At 62.4% G+C, this 18,091-nt stretch carries 17 protein-coding genes; 9 read left to right on the forward strand and 8 right to left on the reverse strand.

The window, feature by feature from the left end; translation table 11 throughout:
• Positions 1-34: 34 nt before the first annotated feature.
• The 7 genes from ACODSJ_RS15325 to ACODSJ_RS15355 form a co-directional block, all read right to left on the reverse strand.
• Positions 35-3,130: an MdtB/MuxB family multidrug efflux RND transporter permease subunit gene (locus ACODSJ_RS15325; RefSeq protein ID WP_489102528.1), complete on the reverse strand. Its 3,096-nt coding sequence runs from the start codon at positions 3,128-3,130 to the stop codon at positions 35-37.
• Positions 3,127-4,443, reverse strand: coding sequence for an MdtA/MuxA family multidrug efflux RND transporter periplasmic adaptor subunit (locus ACODSJ_RS15330; RefSeq protein ID WP_489102529.1), 1,317 nt, complete (start codon positions 4,441-4,443; stop codon positions 3,127-3,129). The genes ACODSJ_RS15325 and ACODSJ_RS15330 overlap by 4 nt, the downstream gene beginning before the upstream one ends.
• 190 nt (positions 4,444-4,633) lie before the next feature.
• Entirely contained in the window at positions 4,634-5,134 is a 501-nt protein-coding gene (gene tpx, locus ACODSJ_RS15335) for a thiol peroxidase (protein WP_489102530.1), read from the reverse strand.
• 110 nt (positions 5,135-5,244) lie between these two features.
• The gene (locus ACODSJ_RS15340) at positions 5,245-5,916 is read right to left on the reverse strand and encodes a DUF3313 domain-containing protein (RefSeq protein ID WP_489102531.1); all 672 of its coding nucleotides are present in this window, start codon (positions 5,914-5,916) and stop codon (positions 5,245-5,247) included.
• Between the two features lie 84 nt (positions 5,917-6,000).
• The gene (locus tag ACODSJ_RS15345) at positions 6,001-6,498 is read right to left on the reverse strand and encodes a GNAT family N-acetyltransferase (protein WP_489102532.1); all 498 of its coding nucleotides are present in this window, start codon (positions 6,496-6,498) and stop codon (positions 6,001-6,003) included.
• A 277-nt stretch (positions 6,499-6,775) separates the two neighbouring features.
• Positions 6,776-7,726, reverse strand: coding sequence for an alpha-E domain-containing protein (locus tag ACODSJ_RS15350; protein WP_489102533.1), 951 nt, complete (start codon positions 7,724-7,726; stop codon positions 6,776-6,778).
• A 3-nt stretch (positions 7,727-7,729) separates the two neighbouring features.
• Positions 7,730-9,139: a circularly permuted type 2 ATP-grasp protein gene (locus ACODSJ_RS15355; RefSeq protein WP_489102534.1), complete on the reverse strand. Its 1,410-nt coding sequence runs from the start codon at positions 9,137-9,139 to the stop codon at positions 7,730-7,732.
• Positions 9,140-9,705: 566 nt separating this feature from the next.
• Between ACODSJ_RS15355 and ACODSJ_RS15360 the strand changes: the two genes are divergently transcribed.
• The 8 genes from ACODSJ_RS15360 to ACODSJ_RS15395 all read left to right on the forward strand — a co-directional run bounded on the left by ACODSJ_RS15360 (position 9,706) and on the right by ACODSJ_RS15395 (position 16,466).
• Positions 9,706-10,296: an amino acid synthesis family protein gene (locus ACODSJ_RS15360; protein ID WP_489102535.1), complete on the forward strand. Its 591-nt coding sequence runs from the start codon at positions 9,706-9,708 to the stop codon at positions 10,294-10,296.
• Positions 10,297-10,341: 45 nt separating this feature from the next.
• Positions 10,342-11,175: an alpha/beta fold hydrolase gene (locus tag ACODSJ_RS15365; protein WP_489102536.1), complete on the forward strand. Its 834-nt coding sequence runs from the start codon at positions 10,342-10,344 to the stop codon at positions 11,173-11,175.
• A complete protein-coding gene (locus ACODSJ_RS15370; RefSeq protein ID WP_489102537.1) occupies positions 11,172-12,653 on the forward strand; it encodes an aldehyde dehydrogenase in 1,482 nt (493 codons plus the stop codon). The genes ACODSJ_RS15365 and ACODSJ_RS15370 overlap by 4 nt, the downstream gene beginning before the upstream one ends.
• A 12-nt stretch (positions 12,654-12,665) precedes the next feature.
• Positions 12,666-13,151 (forward strand): flavin reductase family protein, encoded by a 486-nt coding sequence (locus ACODSJ_RS15375; protein ID WP_489102538.1) that lies wholly within the window; start codon positions 12,666-12,668, stop codon positions 13,149-13,151.
• 48 nt (positions 13,152-13,199) lie between these two features.
• The gene (locus ACODSJ_RS15380) at positions 13,200-14,675 is read left to right on the forward strand and encodes an NAD-dependent succinate-semialdehyde dehydrogenase (protein ID WP_489102539.1); all 1,476 of its coding nucleotides are present in this window, start codon (positions 13,200-13,202) and stop codon (positions 14,673-14,675) included.
• Positions 14,672-15,061, forward strand: coding sequence for a carboxymuconolactone decarboxylase family protein (locus ACODSJ_RS15385; RefSeq protein WP_064677219.1), 390 nt, complete (start codon positions 14,672-14,674; stop codon positions 15,059-15,061). Before ACODSJ_RS15380 ends, ACODSJ_RS15385 begins: the two co-directional genes overlap by 4 nt.
• A 75-nt stretch (positions 15,062-15,136) precedes the next feature.
• Positions 15,137-15,901, forward strand: coding sequence for a GntR family transcriptional regulator (locus tag ACODSJ_RS15390; RefSeq protein ID WP_489102540.1), 765 nt, complete (start codon positions 15,137-15,139; stop codon positions 15,899-15,901).
• Between the two features lies 1 nt (position 15,902).
• Positions 15,903-16,466 carry an NUDIX hydrolase gene (locus ACODSJ_RS15395; protein ID WP_489102541.1) on the forward strand — a complete coding sequence of 188 codons (564 nt, stop codon included), beginning with the start codon at positions 15,903-15,905 and terminating at the stop codon, positions 16,464-16,466.
• 7 nt (positions 16,467-16,473) lie between these two features.
• On the opposite strand, the gene ACODSJ_RS15400 is transcribed toward ACODSJ_RS15395, so the two are convergent.
• The gene (locus ACODSJ_RS15400) at positions 16,474-16,767 is read right to left on the reverse strand and encodes a DUF1330 domain-containing protein (protein ID WP_489102542.1); all 294 of its coding nucleotides are present in this window, start codon (positions 16,765-16,767) and stop codon (positions 16,474-16,476) included.
• A gap of 85 nt (positions 16,768-16,852) precedes the next feature.
• Between ACODSJ_RS15400 and ribBA the strand changes: the two genes are divergently transcribed.
• On the forward strand, positions 16,853-17,962 hold the full coding sequence (ribBA, locus tag ACODSJ_RS15405; RefSeq protein WP_489102543.1) for a bifunctional 3,4-dihydroxy-2-butanone-4-phosphate synthase/GTP cyclohydrolase II: 1,110 nt from the start codon (positions 16,853-16,855) through the stop codon (positions 17,960-17,962).
• Positions 17,963-18,091 lie beyond the last annotated feature (129 nt).

Consider the following 18,091-nt stretch of genomic DNA (forward strand, 5'->3'; position numbering starts at 1 on the left):
CGCCACGAAAAGCAGCCCTCTTCCTGCAGCCTGCTCATACCTGCACCTCTTTCGCCTCAGGCCTGGCAAACCGCCGCCCCAGCCGATCGAAATACAGGTAGATCACCGGCGTGGTGAACAGGGTCAATACCTGGCTCACCAACAACCCACCCACCATCACCAAGCCCAGCGGCTGGCGCAGTTCGGCGCCGGAGCCGGTGGCGAACATCAGCGGTATCGCACCGAACAACGCCGCCAGGGTGGTCATCAGGATCGGCCGAAAGCGCAGCAGCGCCGCCTGGTAGATGGCCGTCTGCGGATCGACGCCCTGGTTGCGTTCGGCGTCGAGGGCGAAGTCGATCATCATGATCGCGTTTTTCTTGACGATACCGATCAACAGGATGATCCCGATGATCGCGATCATGCCCAGGTCGTTGCCGCTGAGGATCAACGCCAGCAACGCGCCGATGGCCGCCGAAGGCAAGGTGGAAAGAATGGTGATCGGGTGGATGTAGCTCTCATAGAGAACCCCCAGGACGATGTACATCGTCACCACCGCCGCCAGGATCAGCAGCAAGGTACTCGACAATGACGCCTGGAACGCCTGGGCCGCACCCTGGAACTCGGTCTGCACGCCCACCGGCATGCCGATGTCCTGCTGGACCTTCTCGATTACGGTCACCGCATGCCCCAGGGCCACGCCCGGTGCCAGGTTGAACGACATCATCACTGCGGGGAACTGGCCGATGTGGGCAATCGCCAACTGCGCCTGACGCTCCTCGACCCGGGCCAGACTAGACAGCCGCACCTGCCCACCGTCGGTAGTCTTGACGTGAATCTGGTCCAGCGCCTGGGGCCCGATCCGCTCCCCGGCCTGGGCCTGCAACACCACGCGATATTGGCTGGACTGGGTGTAGATGGTGGAAATCTGCCGCTGGCCGAACGCGTCATACAACGCATCGGTGATGTTCGACACCGAGACGCCCAGGCGCGAAGCGGCATCGCGGTCGATCACCAGATAGACCTGCAAGCCCTTGTCCTGCAAATCGCTGGTGACGTCGGTCAACTCCGGCTGACGGGACAGGGCTTCGGTGAGGCGGCCACTCCAGAGCGTGAGCAGCTCGGCATCGGGCGAAGACAGGCTGAACTGATACTGGGTACGGCTGACCCGATCCTCGATGGTCAGGTCCTGCACCGGTTGCATGTACAGGCGAATGCCCACCAGCCGGTCGACCTGCGGCTGCAAGCGGGCGATGATCTCGCTGGCGCTGCCGTCTCGCTCGCGATGAGGCTTGAGGTTGATCAGCAAACGTCCGCTGTTGAGCGTGGCATTGTCGCCATCCACGCCGATGTAGGACGACAGGCTCTGCACCGCCGGATCGGCGAGGATCACCTTGGCCAACTGCTGTTGGCGCTCGCTCATGGCGGCGAAGGAAATCGACTGCGGCGCTTCGGAAATGCCCTGGATCACCCCGGTGTCCTGCACCGGAAAGAAACCCTTGGGCACGGCCAGGTACAGCACCACGGTCAGCACCAGGCTGCCCACCGCCACCAGCAGGGTCAGCGGCTGGTGCTTGAGCACCCATTGCAACTTGCGTCCATAGGCGGCGATCAACCTGTCGATCCAGGCGCCGCTGGCGCGGTAGAAACGGCCCTGCTCCTCTTCCTTCGGTTCGCGCTTGAGCAGGCGGGCACACATCATCGGCGTCAGGGTCAGGGACACCACCAGGGAAATCAGGATCGCTACCGCCAGGGTGATGGCGAACTCGCGGAACAGCCGCCCCACCACGTCTGCCATGAACAGCAGCGGGATCAATACCGCGATCAGCGACAGCGTCAGGGACACCAGCGTAAAGCCGATCTGCCGGGCGCCCTTGAGCGCCGCCTGCAATGGGCTGTCGCCCTCTTCGATGAAACGGGCGATGTTCTCCAGCATGACGATGGCATCGTCCACCACGAAACCGGTGGCAATCGTCAGGGCCATCAAGGTGAGGTTGTTGATGGAAAAACCGGCCAGGTACATCACGCCGAACGTGCCGATCAGCGACAGCGGCACGGCCACCGATGGAATGATCGTGGCACTGACGCGACGCAGGAACAGGAACGTCACCATGACCACCAGGGCGACGGCGATCAGCAGCTCATGCTGTACGTCGGTGACCGAGGCGCGGATGGTCTGGGTGCGGTCGGTCAGTACAGTGACGTCCAGCCCGGCAGGCAGGTTGTCGGTGATGCTCGGCAACATGGCCTTGATCCGGTCCACCACCTCGATCACGTTGGCCCCCGGCTGGCGCTGGATGTTCAGCAGCACGGCCTGGTTTTCGTCGGCCCAGGCCGCAAGGCGCTCGTTTTCAGCGCCGTCGACGATCTGTGCCACGTCCTTGAGCCGCAGCGGCGCGCCGTTGGCGTACGCCAGGATCAACTCGGCGTAGTCCTTGGGCGAGGTCAACTGGTCGTTGGCGTCGAGCATCGAGACCCGGGTCGGGCCGTCGAAATTGCCCTTGGGCTGGTTGACGTTGGAAGCGCCGATCAGCGTGCGCACGTCCGCCAGGTTGAGGCCGTTGGCCGCCAGGGCTTCGGGGTTGACCTTGATGCGCACGGCCTGGCGCTGGCCGCCGGCGATGGTGACCATGCCGACTCCGCTGATCTGGGCAATTTTCTGCGCCATGCGGGTGTCCACCAAGTCATTGAGCTTGGGCAGCAGCATCGTCTTGGAGGTGACCGCCAGGGTCAGTACCGGGGTGTCGGCCGGGTTGACCTTGTTGTACACCGGCGGCGCCGGCAGGTCCTTGGGCAACAGGTTGGTGGCCGCGTTGATCGCTGCCTGCACCTGTTGCTCGGCAACGTCCATGTTGGTTTCCAGATTGAAACGCAAGGTGATCACCGATGCGCCACCGGAGCTGGTGGACGCCATCTGCGTCAGTCCCGGCATCTGGCCGAACTGTCGCTCCAGGGGCGCGGTCACCGCGCTGGTCATCACATCGGGGCTGGCACCCGGGTAGAGGGTCATCACCCGGATGGTCGGGTAATCGACCTGGGGCAGTGCCGACACCGGCAGCAGGCGATAGGCGATCAGGCCGGCCAGTACGATAGCCAGCATGCTCAGCGTGGTGGCGACCGGGCGAAGGATAAACAGCCGCGAGAGGTTCATGCGCCGCCCTTTTTCGCCTTGTCGGCCACCGCCGCATCGTCCGGCGCCGCAGCCGTCTTGCCCTGCAAGTGCTCGGTCGGCGTGGTGGGCACGTCCTGGCTGTCGTTGACCACTTCCACTTCACTGCCTTCCTTCAAGCGGTCGGTGCCTTCGAGTACCACCCGGTCACCGGCGGCCAGGCCTTCGGTGACCACGGTATGGGTGCCATCGCTGGCGCCGACCTTGAGCTTCCTGATGGTGACTTTCTTGTCACCGTCCAGGGCGTAGACGAAGGTGCCATTGGTGCCGAACTGAATGGCAGCGGTCGGTGCCAGGACAACGCCTTTGAGGGTGTCGGCCAGCAGGCGCACATTGACGAACTGGTTGGGGAACAGCGCTTGCTCGCGGTTCTCGTAGCGAGCCTTGAACTTCAGGGTGCCGGTGGTGACGTCGATCTGGTTGTCCAGGCTTTGCAGTACACCGCTGGCCTGGAGTTTCACGTCACCACGGTCCCAGGCTTCGACCGGCAGCTTGGCCCCGCTGCGATAGCGGGCGAGCACCGTGTCGAGGTGGTTTTCCGGCAGGGTGAACACGACGCTGATGGGTTGGGTCTGGGTAATGACCGCCAGGGCCGTGGTGTCGTTGGCGGCCACCAGGTTGCCGATGTCCAGTTGCCGCAGGCCGACCCGCCCGGAAATGGGAGCACGAATCTTGGTGAATTCGAGGTTGAGCTTGGCGTCGTTGACCGCGGCCTGGTTGGTCTTGACCGTGCCCTGGTACTGGCCCACCAGCGCCGCAGCGGTATCGAGGGTCTGTTTGGCGATGCTGTCCTCGGCGTACAGGCCGCGATAGCGCTCCAGGTCCACCTGGGCATTCTTCAGTTGGGCCTGGTTCTGCAACAGCGTGCCTTCGGCCTGGAGCAAGGCGTTCTGGTAGGGACGCGGGTCGATCTCGACCAGCAGGTCACCCGCCTTGACCATCTGCCCTTCTTCGAAGGCGACTTTCACCAGTTCACCCCCCACCCGGCTGCGCACGTTGATGGTATTGAGGGCCGTGACCGTGCCCAGCGCCTTGAAATACAGCGGGAAGTCCCCCGTCACCGCCGGAGCCACCCGAACCGGGATCGGCCCGGTTGCCCCGCCAAACCCTGGTCGCACGTTGCCCGAGCGCCCCATGTGCCCGGCGGCCGCCTTCTGCCCTGCCCCGGACTTTGTGTCCGTGCCGGCGGGCCAGAACTTCCAGGCCAGTGCCGCGACGACCAACACGATGAACAGGCTGAACAGCCAGCGACGGGAATTGCGGGAAACGGAGGATTGCATGGAGGGATCAACCATTGGACGCGTGGGCTTCTTTTATCGAAGGCTGAACGATAAGCACTGGCGGGTATTTAGCAAAGCGCCTTTACCGGCAATTTACGTTGGGCTTACTGAGCGTGATATTGGCTAAAGCCTTGATGCACAAAAGAAAACGGCCTGGACAAGGCCAGGCCGTTAACATTTTTGCTAAAACTTAATTTCAGACCGCTTATTTCAAGGCTGCCAGCGCTGCGTCGTAGTTCGGCTCTTCGGCGATTTCTTTGACCAGCTCGCTGTGCAGCACGGTGTCGTTTTCGTCGAGCACCACCACGGCACGTGCGGTCAGGCCTTTCAGCGGACCATCAGCAATGGCCACGCCGTAATCCTGGATGAATTCGGCACCACGCAGCGTCGACAGGTTCTGGACGTTTTCCAGGCCTTCGGCACCGCAGAAGCGCGCCTGGGCAAACGGCAGGTCGGCGGAGATGCACAGCACCACGGTGTTGTTCAGCTCGTTGGCCTGGGCGTTGAACTTGCGCACGGAAGTGGCGCAGGTCGGCGTGTCGACGCTCGGGAAGATGTTCAGTACTTTGCGCTTGCCGGCGAAATCCTTCAGGGAAACGTCGGACAGATTGCCGGCGACCAGGGAAAAGGCAGGCGCCTTGGAACCGGCTTGTGGCAGTTGGCCGTTGACCTGGACTGGGTTGCCTTTGAGAGTGACTTGAGCCATGAACGGATTCCTTCTGACAGGTTTGAAAAAGTCGAAGGCCGGAGTTAACCATGAAATGGTGCTCCGACCTATGGCTGGACATAAAAAGACACCCCATCGACACCCTGCGGCTATTTCGCCTTGAGCCGCAGGAATGACTGGTGCATATCACTCGCCCAACCGTCGATGACCTGTTTGACATCATCGGGCTTCATCACCTGTGATTCATTGGACAGCGGCTTGCCCGTGCCCTTGCGCACCACTTGGGCGACCACCGCATTGTTGCCGCCGTCGAGAAACACCGCTTCGGTGCCCAGGGTGGTTTCCTGGTCGCGAATACCGCTGGCGGTGCTGACGGCTGCCGCGACCAGTGCAATCGGAATCACTTCATAGGGTTTGAGGCCTTCGGTCTTGCTGCTGACGGCGGTGATGGCTGCGCGTATCACCAGAACGCCCGGGCCGGGAGCGGTCGCCAGCGGCAAGGATTTGCCCGCTTCGCGCTTGAGGGCCTGGTCATAGTAGGCGGTGATACCGGACAGCGTCGCAGGTGGGATTTTCACCGTCGGCTGCGGCTTGGGATACAGCTGTGTCGGTTCGATATAGAGGCTGGTGAACTTGCCCGGGTCGACCTTGGGGTCGACCCAACGCATCACCTCGGCGCCCGACGGCGATTTTTCCTCCTTGAGGCGGCTGTAATCGCCCAGGAACCCGGAATATTCATTTGGCTGGGTGACTTTGCTGGAACAGCCCGCCAAGGCGAGCGAGGCGACGCAAACAGCCCCAATCAAGGAAGAAACTTTCATTCTGCTACTCCTGTAGGCCATGCGAAGCGGGCCGGAACTACAGGTATAGCCAATGGACAGGCATTTTGCCGTGATGGCCCTGCTTCAGCGCAGCCGCGCCATGGCAAGGGTGTCCATCCAGCGTCCGTCGCGCACGGCGTAGTCACGCATCCGGCCTTCGATCTCGAAGCCAAACTTGCGGTACAGCCCGATGGCCGCCTCGTTGTCGGCGTATACCGTCAGCTCGACCCGCCGCAGGTTCATCCAGTTGTCGGCAACATCCAGCGCAGCAGCCAGCAGCCGTGAACCCACGCCCTTGCCCTGCCAAGGAACGGCCACGCCCATGCCGAGACTGGCGCAATGGGCACGACGCACCCGCGAGAACTGCTCCATCCCCAGGTTCGCGACGACCTCCCCCTCGTGCAGGGCCACCAGTTTCAGCGAGCGCTCGTCATCCAACGCCAGGCGCTTGCGCCAGACTTCAGTGGACTGGAAAGGCATCTGCAGCACCTGGCGGGTCACTGCGGGGTCGTTATAGAGCGCGGTGACGCCCGCGACATGGGCGTCAGTGAAGCGTGCGAGGGTGATTGAAGATTCGGACATGCGGCTCCTCCCTGGAGACGTGACAAGGCCGACCACTATAAGCCGCGCCTCGCCGCGGGGGGGAACATGTGTCCAAACTCCACCAACCCCGTGGCGAGGGAGCTTGCTCCCGCTCGGCTGCGGAGCAGCCGCAAACCAGACGACGCGGTCTGCCAGAAACAATGCAAGGGCCTGCTTCGCAGGCCAGCGGGAGCAAGCTCCCTCGCCACGAAGGGATGGTTGAATCAAGATGCTGAGCGCCCGGATATTGGACAAGAAATCCAACGTCCAAGGGTGCCTACACCACCTCCAGGTACGACTCATGAACGGTCTCGCCCAGGTGCCGGATCTGGTCGATGAGCTCGGTCAGCCACGGATGCAGGCCCGAGGCGAGGATTTCGTCGATGCCGGAATAGCGCAGGCGGGCATTCAGCTCGGCGGCCAGGCGCTGGGCCGGCCGGCCGTTGTGGCCCGGCAGGCTGGCGAGGATGTCGTCCAGTTCTTCGATGCAGGCGTGCAGCGAGCGCGGGACATCGGCGCGCAGCAGCAACATCTCCGAGACCTGCTCGGCATTGGGCGCGTTGCGGTAGATTTCGTTGAATGCCTCGAACGAAGACAGCGCCCGCAGCAAAGCGCTCCACTGGTAATAGCCACGGGCCGAACTGTCGCTGACCTCCTCTGACTCCTCGCCGAACATTTCGTAGCGCGAATCCAGCAGGCGCAGGGTGTTGTCGGCCCGTTCGATGAAGGTGCCCAGGCGAATGAAACGGTAGGCATCGTTGCGCATGATGGTGCCCGAGGTGGCGCCGCGAAACAGGTGCGAACGCTCCTTGACCCATTCACAGAAATGGCTGATGCCATAGCGTCCCAGGCCACTTTCGGCGATGTTGCGCATCTCCAGCCAGGTGGCGTTGATGTTCTCCCACATGTCTGCGGTGATGCGCCCGCGCACAGCGTGGGCATTGGTTCGCGCCGCCCGCAGGCAACTGTAGATACTCCCCGGGTTGGTCTCGTCCAGCGCAAAGAAATGCAGCATGTGTTCGCTGTTGAGCGCGCCATGGCGGGCGTGGTAGTCGTCCAGCGTACCGGCCGCCAGCAGCGACATCGCCAGTTCGGTATGCCCCTCGCTGCGCCCGGCCTGGGGCATCAGCGACAGCGAGTAACTGACTTCGAGCATGCGCGCCAGGTTCTCGGCGCGCTCAAGGTAACGGGACATCCAGTAGAGGTCCGAAGCGGTTCTTGAAAGCATGTATCAGTCCTCCACCACCCAAGTGTCTTTTGTACCGCCGCCCTGGGACGAGTTCACCACCAGCGAGCCCTCGCGCAGCGCCACGCGGGTCAAGCCGCCGGGCACCAGGCGGATTTCCTTGCCCGACAGCACGAACGGGCGCAGGTCGATGTGACGCGGCGCGATGCCGTTCTCGACAAAGGTCGGGCACGTCGACAGGCTCAGAGTCGGCTGGGCGATGTAGGCTTCGGGACGGGCCTTGAGGCGCGCGCGGAAATCTTCGATCTGCGCGGCGGTCGCGGCCGGCCCCACCAACATGCCATAGCCACCGGAGCCCTGGGTTTCCTTGACCACCAGGTCCGGCAGGTTCGCCAGTACATGGGACAGGTCTTGGGGCTTGCGGCATTGCCAGGTGGGCACGTTCTTCAGAATCGGCTCCTCGGTGAGGTAGAAACGGATCATCTCGTCGACATACGGGTAGATCGACTTGTCATCGGCCACGCCGGTCCCGACCGCATTCGCCAGCACCACATTGCCCGCCAGGTACGCACCGATCAGCCCCGGAACGCCCAACATCGAGTCGGGGTTGAAGGCCAGTGGGTCGAGATAGGCATCGTCCAGGCGTCGATAGATCACATCTACCGGTTTGGGACCTGCGGTGGTGCGCATGTAGACACGCTCGTCACGCACGAACAGGTCGGCACCCTCCACCAGTTCAACCCCCATTTCACGGGCCAGGAACGCATGTTCGAAATAGGCGCTGTTGAAGCGCCCCGGGGTCAGGACCACGGCGGTCGGATTGTCCAGCGGGCTTGAACGCTTGAGGGTGTCGATCAGCAGGTTCGGGTAGTGATCGATGGGCGCCACGCGCTGGGCAGCGAAGAGCTCGGGGAACAGACGCATCATCATCTTGCGGTCTTCGAGCATGTAGCTCACGCCGCTGGGGGTGCGCAGGTTGTCTTCCAGCACGTAATAGCTGCCGTCGCCATCGCGCACCAGGTCGACCCCGGCAATGTGGGCGTAAATGTCGCGGTGCAGGTTCAAGCCCTGCATCGCGACCTGGTAACCCTCGTTGGCGAGCACCTGCTCGGCCGGAATGATCCCTTCCTTGAGGATCCGCTGCCCATGGTAAATGTCCGCCAGGAACATGTTCAGGGCCTGCACCCGTTGAATGCAGCCGCGCTCGACCACCTGCCATTCACTGGCCTTGATGCTGCGCGGAATGATGTCGAACGGAATCAGGCGCTCGGTGCCCTGTTCGTCCCCGTAGAGGGTGAAGGTGATGCCGGCTCGATGGAACAGCAGGTCGGCTTCGCGACGACGCTGCTCCAGCAGCTCGGTCGGCGCATCCGCCAGCCAGCGGGCGAAGGCTTGGTAATGCGGGCGGCAGTCACCCATGGCGTCATACATTTCATTAAAAAAAGCTCGGGGCATAGCCAACTCCCAGCCGCGTTCTACACGGCATTTCTTATCACTTCGTCATTCCAATGGTCCGGCCTTGCTTCGTTTTAATGAGCCCTGTTTCTCTGAGCACCCCGTTGGACATAGGTCTCTGGTCTGGCCTCTGCGTCTGGAAGACGTGCGCCCCGGTTAGATCCGCGTGATGAATACCTCCGATGAATAAGTGAATACCTTTGAAGTGATAGCAAACGTTGTGCCTAAGCGCCGTAAATCGGATCCGAATAGGGAAAATCAGGCTTAAACGTTCGCCCAGGCGAAATTTAAATTCATTTCTGCGACCAGCACGGTTTCCACGGCTGAAACGTTTACAGCGATTTTTTCCAGAGGGAGCGCGAACGAGTCGAATCGGTGCAAAGCGCCGGTTAACACGCAGCGAACGCCCTCAAATGGGGAATTATTGACTCATCGCCCCGCCCCGCCGCCTTCCGTCGCCTCCTGTTGAACAAACTCACGGCGGCCTCTTGCGCTCTCGGTATTATGGTATACCATCATACGCACAGACTATTTTTGATTTACCCCCATACACCACGGAGCAGCTCATGAGTTTCGAAATTCGCAAGATCGTCAGCTATGTCGAAGAAACCTTCATCGAAGGCGGCAAGGCCACCGACAAGCCGGTGACCATGGTCGGGCTGGCGGTGGTCATGAAGAACCCTTGGCTGGGTCGCGGTTTCGTCGAAGACCTGAAACCGGAAATCCGCGCCAACTGCTCCGACCTCGGTGCCCTGATGGTCGAACGCCTGGTGGGCATCATTGGCGGCGCGGAAAAGATCGAAGCCTATGGCAAGGCCGCCGTGGTCGGCGCCGACGGTGAGATCGAACACGCCTCAGCGGTGATCCACACCCTGCGCTTCGGTAACCATTACCGCGAAGCGGTCAAGGCCAAGAGCTACCTGAGCTTCACCAACAAACGCGGCGGCCCGGGCACCTCGATCCAGATTCCGATGATGCACAAAGACGATGAAGGTCTGCGTTCGCACTACATCACCCTGGAAATGCAAATCGAAGACGCCCCGCGCGCCGACGAAATCGTCGTGGTCCTGGGTTGCGCCGACGGCGGCCGAATTCACCCGCGCATCGGCAACCGTTACATCGACCTGGAAGAACTGGCCGCCGAAAAAGCACAGTGATCCAGCCTGGGCAACCACAATAAAAAAGGCATGCAGGAGTGCTCCATGATTCGGCTCACCGCTGAACTCACACCGGCTGGCACCAGTTACCTGGCGACCGGCCAAGGCCAGCCCGTGGTCTTGATCCACGGCGTGGGCCTGAACAAAGAAATGTGGGGCGGCCAGGTCGTCGGCCTGTCCACGAAGTACCGGGTGATTGCCTATGACATGCTCGGCCATGGCGCCAGCCCGCGCCCCGAAAGCGGTACCGGGCTGCTGGGCTATGCCGATCAGTTGCGAGAATTGCTCGACCACTTGCAAGTGCCTCAGGCCACGGTGATCGGCTTCTCGATGGGCGGCCTGGTGGCGCGGGCGTTTGCCTTGCATTACCCGGAACGCCTGCAAGGCCTGGTGGTGCTCAACAGCGTGTTCAACCGCAGCGCCGAACAGCGTGCCGGCGTTATCGCCCGCACTGCCCAGGCCGCTGAACACGGGCCGGATGCCAATGCCGAGGCCGCGCTGTCGCGCTGGTTCAGCCGCGAGTACCAGGCGGCTAACCCGGCGCAGATTGCCGCGCTGCGCCAGACGTTGGCGCAGAACGACCCCCAGGGTTACCTGACCACTTACGAACTGTTCGCCACCCAGGACATGTACCGCGCCGAGGACCTGGGCAACATCCAGGCGCCGACGCTGATCGCCACGGGCGAACTGGACCCCGGTTCAACGCCGGAAATGGCCCGGCAGCTGGCCGAGCGGATTCCCGGCGCCACGGTTGCCGTGCTCGACGAGCAGCGGCATATGATGCCCGTGGAGTCGCCGCGCCTGGTCAACCAGATGCTGCTGGAATTTCTCGACAAAGCCTACTCCCGACAACATTCAATAAAGGGGATCGTTGCATGACACTCACACGCTTTTCGATGTGCATCGGCGGTGAATGGGTCGATGCCCTGTCCGGCAAGACCTTCGAAAGCCTGAACCCGGCACTGGCCCGGCCTTGGGCCGAATTGCCCGATGCCGACGAAGCGGATGTCGAGCGCGCCGTGCAGGCTGCGCAGACCGCTTTCGACAGCCCGGCGTGGCGCGGCCTGACCGCTACCGCGCGCGGCAAACTGCTGCGTCGTCTCGGTGATCTGATCGCCGAAAACAAAGAACAACTGGCGCAGCTGGAAAGCCGCGACAACGGCAAGCTGATTCGCGAAACCCGTGGTCAGGTCGGCTACCTGCCAGAGTTCTTCCACTACACCGCGGGCTTGGCCGATAAACTCGAAGGCGGCACCCTGCCCCTCGACAAGCCAGACCTGTTTGCCTACACCGTGCACGAAGCCATGGGCGTGGTCGCGGCGATCATTCCCTGGAACAGCCCGCTGTACCTGACCGCGATCAAACTGGCGCCGGCTCTCGCGGCGGGCAACACCATTGTGATCAAACCGTCCGAGCACGCCTCGGCAACCATTCTTGAGCTGGCTCGCCTGGCGCTGGAAGCCGGCATTCCGCCGGGGGTGGTCAACGTGGTCACCGGTTACGGCCCAAGCACCGGCGCCGCCCTCACCCGCCACCCGCTGGTGCGCAAGATCGCCTTCACCGGCGGAGCGGCCACGGCCCGGCATGTGGTGCGCAGCAGCGCTGAAAACTTCGCCAAGCTGTCGCTGGAACTGGGCGGCAAATCGCCGAACATTATCTTTGCCGACGCCGACCTCGACAGCGCCATCAATGGTGCGATTGCCGGGATCTATGCGGCCTCCGGTCAGAGCTGTGTTTCCGGCTCGCGACTGCTGGTGCAGGACGACATCTACGACGAATTCGTCTCGCGCCTGGTCGAACGCGCCAAGCGCATCCGCATCGGCAACCCGCAGGACGACAGCAGCGAAATGGGCCCCATGGCCACTGCGCAACAACTGGCCGTGGTCGAAGGCCTGGTGGCCGATGCCATCGCCGAAGGTGCGCGCCTGCGTTTGGGCGGCAAGCGCCCGCAAAATGCTGGCGACGGCTGGTTCTATGAACCGACCCTGTTCGAATGCGACCGCAACTCGATGAAGATCATGCAGGAAGAAGTCTTCGGCCCGGTGGCCTCGGTCATCCGCTTCAAGGACGAAGCCGAAGCCCTGGCGATTGCCAACGACTCGCAGTTCGGCCTCGCCGCCGGCATCTGGACCCGCGACCTGGGCCGTGCCCATCGTCTGGCCCGAGACGTTCGCTCGGGGATTATCTGGGTCAACACCTACCGTGCTGTCTCGGCCATGGCGCCGATCGGCGGCTTCAAGAACAGTGGCTACGGACGCGAAAGCGGCATCGATTCAGTGCTGGCCTACACCGAACTAAAAACCGTGTGGATCAACCTGTCCCAGGCCCCGATGCCTGACCCGTTCGTGATGCGCTAGGAGTCCTGAGAAATGATCGAACCCGGCATTTACAAAGAAGTCATGGGCTCGTTCCCGTCCGGCGTCACGGTGGTCACCACCCTGGACACGGAGGGGAATATCGTCGGCATCACCGCCAGCGCGTTCAGCGCGCTGTCGATCGACCCGGCGCTGGTGCTGTTCTGCCCCAACTACGCCTCCGATACCTACCCGATCCTGCGCGACAGCCAGCAGTTCGCGATCCACTTGCTGTCCAGCGACCAGACCGCCGAAGCCTATGCCTTCGCCGGTAAAGGCAAGGACAAGGCCAAGGGCATCGACTGGCACTTGAGTGAACGGGGCAACCCGTTGCTGAGCAAGGCCACGGCAATCATCGAGTGCGAGTTGTGGCGCGAATACGACGGCGGCGACCACGCGATCATTGTCGGTGCGGTGAAAAACCTGATCCTGCCCGAGCAGCCGGTCACGCCGATGATCTATCACAAAGGCAAGCTCGGCGCCCTGCCCGCGCTGGCCTGATGGCTGTACTCAAAACCCACAGGTTGACCATTTCCCTAAGGAGCCAGCATGAGCCCAGCAGCCTTGCAATTGTTCCGCCAGCAGGCCTATATCGACGGCCAGTGGCTGGAAGCGCCCGATGGCGCTTGCCAGGACATCTTCAACCCGGCCACTGGCGAACGGATCGGCCAGGTCCCGAACCTCGGTGCCGAACACGCTCGCCAAGCCATCGCGGCCGCCAACAAAGCCTGGCCGGCCTGGCGCGGATTGACCGCCAAGGAACGGAGCCAAGCCCTCAAGCGCTGGCACGGGCTGATGCTTGAGAACGCCGACGCCTTGGCCGAAATCCTCACCCTCGAACAAGGCAAGCCATTGCCGGAAGCCAAGGGGGAAATTCTCTACGCCGCCAGCTTCATCGAATGGTTCGCCGAAGAGGCCAAGCGCATCTACGGCGACACCATTCCCAGCCACAAGGCCGATGCGCGCATCGTGGTAAGCAAGGAACCCATCGGCGTGGTGGCGGCCATCACGCCGTGGAACTTCCCCGCCGCCATGATCACCCGCAAGGCCGGACCGGCGCTCGCTGCGGGTTGTCCGTGCATCGTCAAGCCGGCGCCGGAAACACCGTTCTCGGCCCTGGCGATGGCGGCCCTGGCCGAACAGGCCGGCATTCCCGCCGGCATTTTCAACGTGATAACCGGTGATGCGCTGGCCATCGGTGGCGAACTGACCGCCAGCCCGCAGGTACGCAAACTGTCGTTCACCGGCTCCACGGCCATCGGCAAGTTGCTCATGGCCCAATGCGCGCCGACGCTCAAGAAGGTGTCCCTGGAGCTGGGCGGCAATGCACCCTTTATCGTGTTCGACGATGCCGACCTGGAACGCGCCGTGGAAGGCGCGCTGATCGCCAAGTTCCGCAATGCCGGACAAACCTGCGTCTGCGTCAATCGCTTCCTCGTCCAGGACGGTATCCACGATGCGTTTGTCGCCCGCCTGGCCGAACGCGTGGCGCAACTGAGCGTGGGCAGCGGCTTCGATGCCGGCGTCAACCAGGGCCCGCTGATCAACGAACGCGCGGCTGCCAAGGTCGAGGATCACGTCCAGGACGCCCTCACCCAAGGCGCCCGGTTGCTCTGCGGCGGCGAGCGTCATGCCTTGGGCCACGGTTTCTTCCAGCCGACGGTCCTGGCCGACGTGACCGCACAGATGAAAGTCGCCCAGGAGGAAACCTTCGGGCCCTTGGCGGCGGTCTTCCGTTTTGCCAGCGAGGCCGAGGCCGTGCAGATGGCCAACGACACCGAGTTCGGCCTTGCGGCTTACTGCTACACCCGCGACCTGGGCCGCGCCTGGCGCATGAGCGAGGCCCTGGAGTACGGCATGGTCGGCATCAACGAAGGGTTGATCTCCACCGAAGTCGCGCCGTTTGGCGGCATCAAGTCTTCGGGCCTGGGCCGTGAAGGTTCCAAATACGGCATTGACGATTACCTGGAGCTCAAATACACCTTGATGGGCGGGCTCGACGATTTTGGGAGCGCACAACGATGAGCAACGACAAGTATGAACAAGGCCTGAAGATCCGCACCCAGGTGCTGGGCGAGGCCTACGTCAAGCGTTCCATCGAGAACGCCGACGATTTCACCCGGCCGTTGCAGGAAATGGTCACTGAATATTGCTGGGGCCATGTCTGGGGCCGTGAAGGTTTGTCGCTCAAGGAGCGCAGCATGATCAACCTGGCGATGATCTCGGCGCTCAATCGTCCCCACGAACTCAAGCTGCATGTGCGCGGCGCCTTGCGTAACGGTCTGAGTCGTGAGCAAATACGCGAAATTTTGCTTCAGGTCGGTATCTATTGCGGTGTCCCTGCGGCCGTAGACAGTTTCCGACTTGCCCGTGAAGCCTTCGCCGAAGCCGATGCCGAGGCCTCCAGTTAACCCCAGGCTGCCCGGCCAGAACGCGCATGGATCCTGCCCGTTCGGCCCGCCCAGCCACATTACAGAGCGGACCCCATGAAACGCCTGCCACTCGACGACAGCTTCAAGGTCAATCGCAACCCCGTCACCCTGCGCGAAATCGTGCTGGATAAATTGCGAAGTGCCATCATGAACTTCCAGCTTCTGCCGGGAGATCGCCTGGTCGAGCGCGACCTGTGCGATCGTCTGGGCGTCAGCCGCACGTCGGTACGTGAAGCGTTGCGCCACCTGGAGTCCGAAGGCCTGGTGGAATTCGCCGACGCCAAGGGCCCACGGGTCGCGATCATCACCCTGGCCGATGCCGTCGATATCTATGAGCTGCGTTGCGTGCTCGAAGGCCTGATCGTCCAGCTGTTCACCCTGCGAGCCAAGGCCAAGGACATCAAGGCCCTGGAAAAAGCCCTGGCGGAAAACCGCGAGGCGCTCAAGGAAGGCGAACTGCAACAGGTCATCGATTCGGTGCAGGGCTTCTATGACGTCTTGCTCGAAGGTTCCGGCAACCACGTCGCGGCCACCCAGTTGCGCCAGTTGCAGGCACGCATCAGTTACTTGCGGGCGACCTCGGTGTCCCAGGAAAACCGTCGCGGCAGCAGCAACCAGGAAATGGAACGCATGGTTGAAGCGATCAAGAGCGGTGATCCATTGGCCGCCCACCAGGCGTGCGTCGACCACGTGCGTGCCGCCGCCAAGGTGGCCTTGGAGTATTTGCAGCGCAAGCAGGAAGAAACCGGCGATGTCCCGGAGATCACCGCGCCCATCGCCCTGAAAGAACCTCGCATCGTTCCTGGCACAGACCGCTGATATGTTCAGCCCGAGCTTTTGTCCAAAGTGTGGCGGCAGTGACCTGAGTCACCGCCTGCCGGCGGGCGATACCCATGAGCGGCTGATGTGCGGCGGCTGCGGCTACATCCATTACGTCAATCCGAAGATCATTGCCGGCTGCATCATCGAGCAGGACGGCAAGTACTTGTTGTGCCAGCGCGCCATCCCACCGCGCCCCGGCACCTGGACCCTGCCGGCCGGCTTCATGGAAAGCAACGAGACCACCGAACAGGCAGCCGTGCGCGAAGTCTGGGAAGAAACCGGGGTACGCGCCGAGATCGTCTCGCCTTACTCGATCTTCAGCGTGCCGAAGATCAGCGAGGTGTACATCATCTTCCGCGCCATCGCACTGGAAGCCACCGGCCAGTTCGGTCCGGAAACCCTCGCCTGTCAGTTCTTCGCTCCAGAAGACATTCCCTGGGACAGCATCTATTACCCGGCCATCCGGCAGATCCTCGAGCGGTACATCGAGGAACGCCAGGCCGGGGTCTATGGCATCTACATGGGCAACGACGACAGCGGCAAGATTCACTTCATCCGCTGATAGCCCATCAAGGCGCCACGCCTTCGACAATGATCACCTCGGCCCGCGCCACATCCTTGCGATGGCGCTTGGCTTCCTGATACTGCGCCGAGTGGTAGCAGGCCAGCGCCTGCTCGTAGGAATCGAACTCGATCACCACGCTGCGCTGCGGCGTGACCCTGCCTTCCATTGCCTCGCTGCGCCCACCCCGGGCCAGCATCCGACCGCCATACAAGGCGAACGCCGCCGGCGCCCGCTGCGTGTATTGGGTGTATTGATCCGGGTCGGTGACATCCACATGAGCAATCCAGTACGCCTTCATAGTGACCTCTCTGTTTATTTTGTATTATGGTATACCACAAGGTAATTCCATCCTGCACCCTCATCGAAAACAAAGAGAGCCCGACATGGCCTTTAACAGCATTCAGGAAATCATCGAAGACTACCGCCAGGGCAAGATGGTGTTGCTGGTGGACGACGAAGACCGCGAGAACGAAGGCGACCTGCTCTTGGCGGCCGACTGTTGCAGCGCCCAGGCCATCAGCTTCATGGCCCGGGAAGCCCGGGGCCTGATCTGCCTCACCTTGACCGACGAGCACTGCCAGCGGTTGGGTCTCGAACAGATGGTGCCGAGCAACGGCAGTGTGTTCAGCACCGCGTTCACGGTGTCCATCGAGGCCGCCACGGGGGTGACCACCGGCATCTCCGCCGCTGATCGGGCACGCACCGTTGCCGCCGCCGTGGCCGCCGATTCCGGGCCTGACGATATCGTCCAGCCGGGACATATCTTCCCGTTGCGGGCCAAGGAAGGCGGCGTGCTGACGCGTGCCGGACACACCGAAGCCGGTTGCGACCTGGCGCGCTTGGCGGGCTTCACCCCGGCCTCGGTGATCGTCGAAGTGATGAACGACGACGGCACCATGGCCCGCCGTCCCGATCTGGAAATCTTCGCCCGCAAGCACGGGATCAAGATCGGCACCATCGCCGACCTGATCCACTACCGCCTGAGCACCGAGCACACCGTGGTGCGCATCGGTGAACGGGAACTGCCGACGGTGCACGGCACCTTCCGCTTGTTCACCTTCGAAGACCGCATCGAAGGCGGCGTGCACATGGCCATGGTCATGGGCGACATCCGCCGGGAAGAACCGACCCTGGTGCGGGTGCATGTGATCGACCCGCTGCGCGACCTGGTGGGCGCCGAATACAACGGGCCGTCCAACTGGACGCTGTGGGCCGCCTTGCAGCGGGTTGCCGAAGAAGGTCGCGGCGTGGTGGTCGTGCTCGCCAATCACGAATCATCCCAGGCACTGCTCGAACGCGTACCGCAACTCACCCAACCGCCCCGCCAGTTCAGCCGCTCCCAATCGCGCATCTATTCTGAAGTAGGTACCGGGGCGCAGATCCTCCAGGACCTGGGCGTCGGCAAATTGCGCCACCTGGGGCCACCGCTCAAGTACGCGGGGCTGACGGGGTATGACCTGGAGGTGGTGGAAAGCATCCCCTTCACCGGATAACAAATATCCCTGTGGGTTCGACCCAGGGGTGAAAGGGAAAAATCTACCTTCAGCCAGATAGCCGGTACGGCAAAATGCTTGCAGAAAGTTTGGAATACCATAATATGATATTCCATAGACCGAACGCTT

This window comes from Pseudomonas sp. FG6 (genome assembly GCF_057809015.1).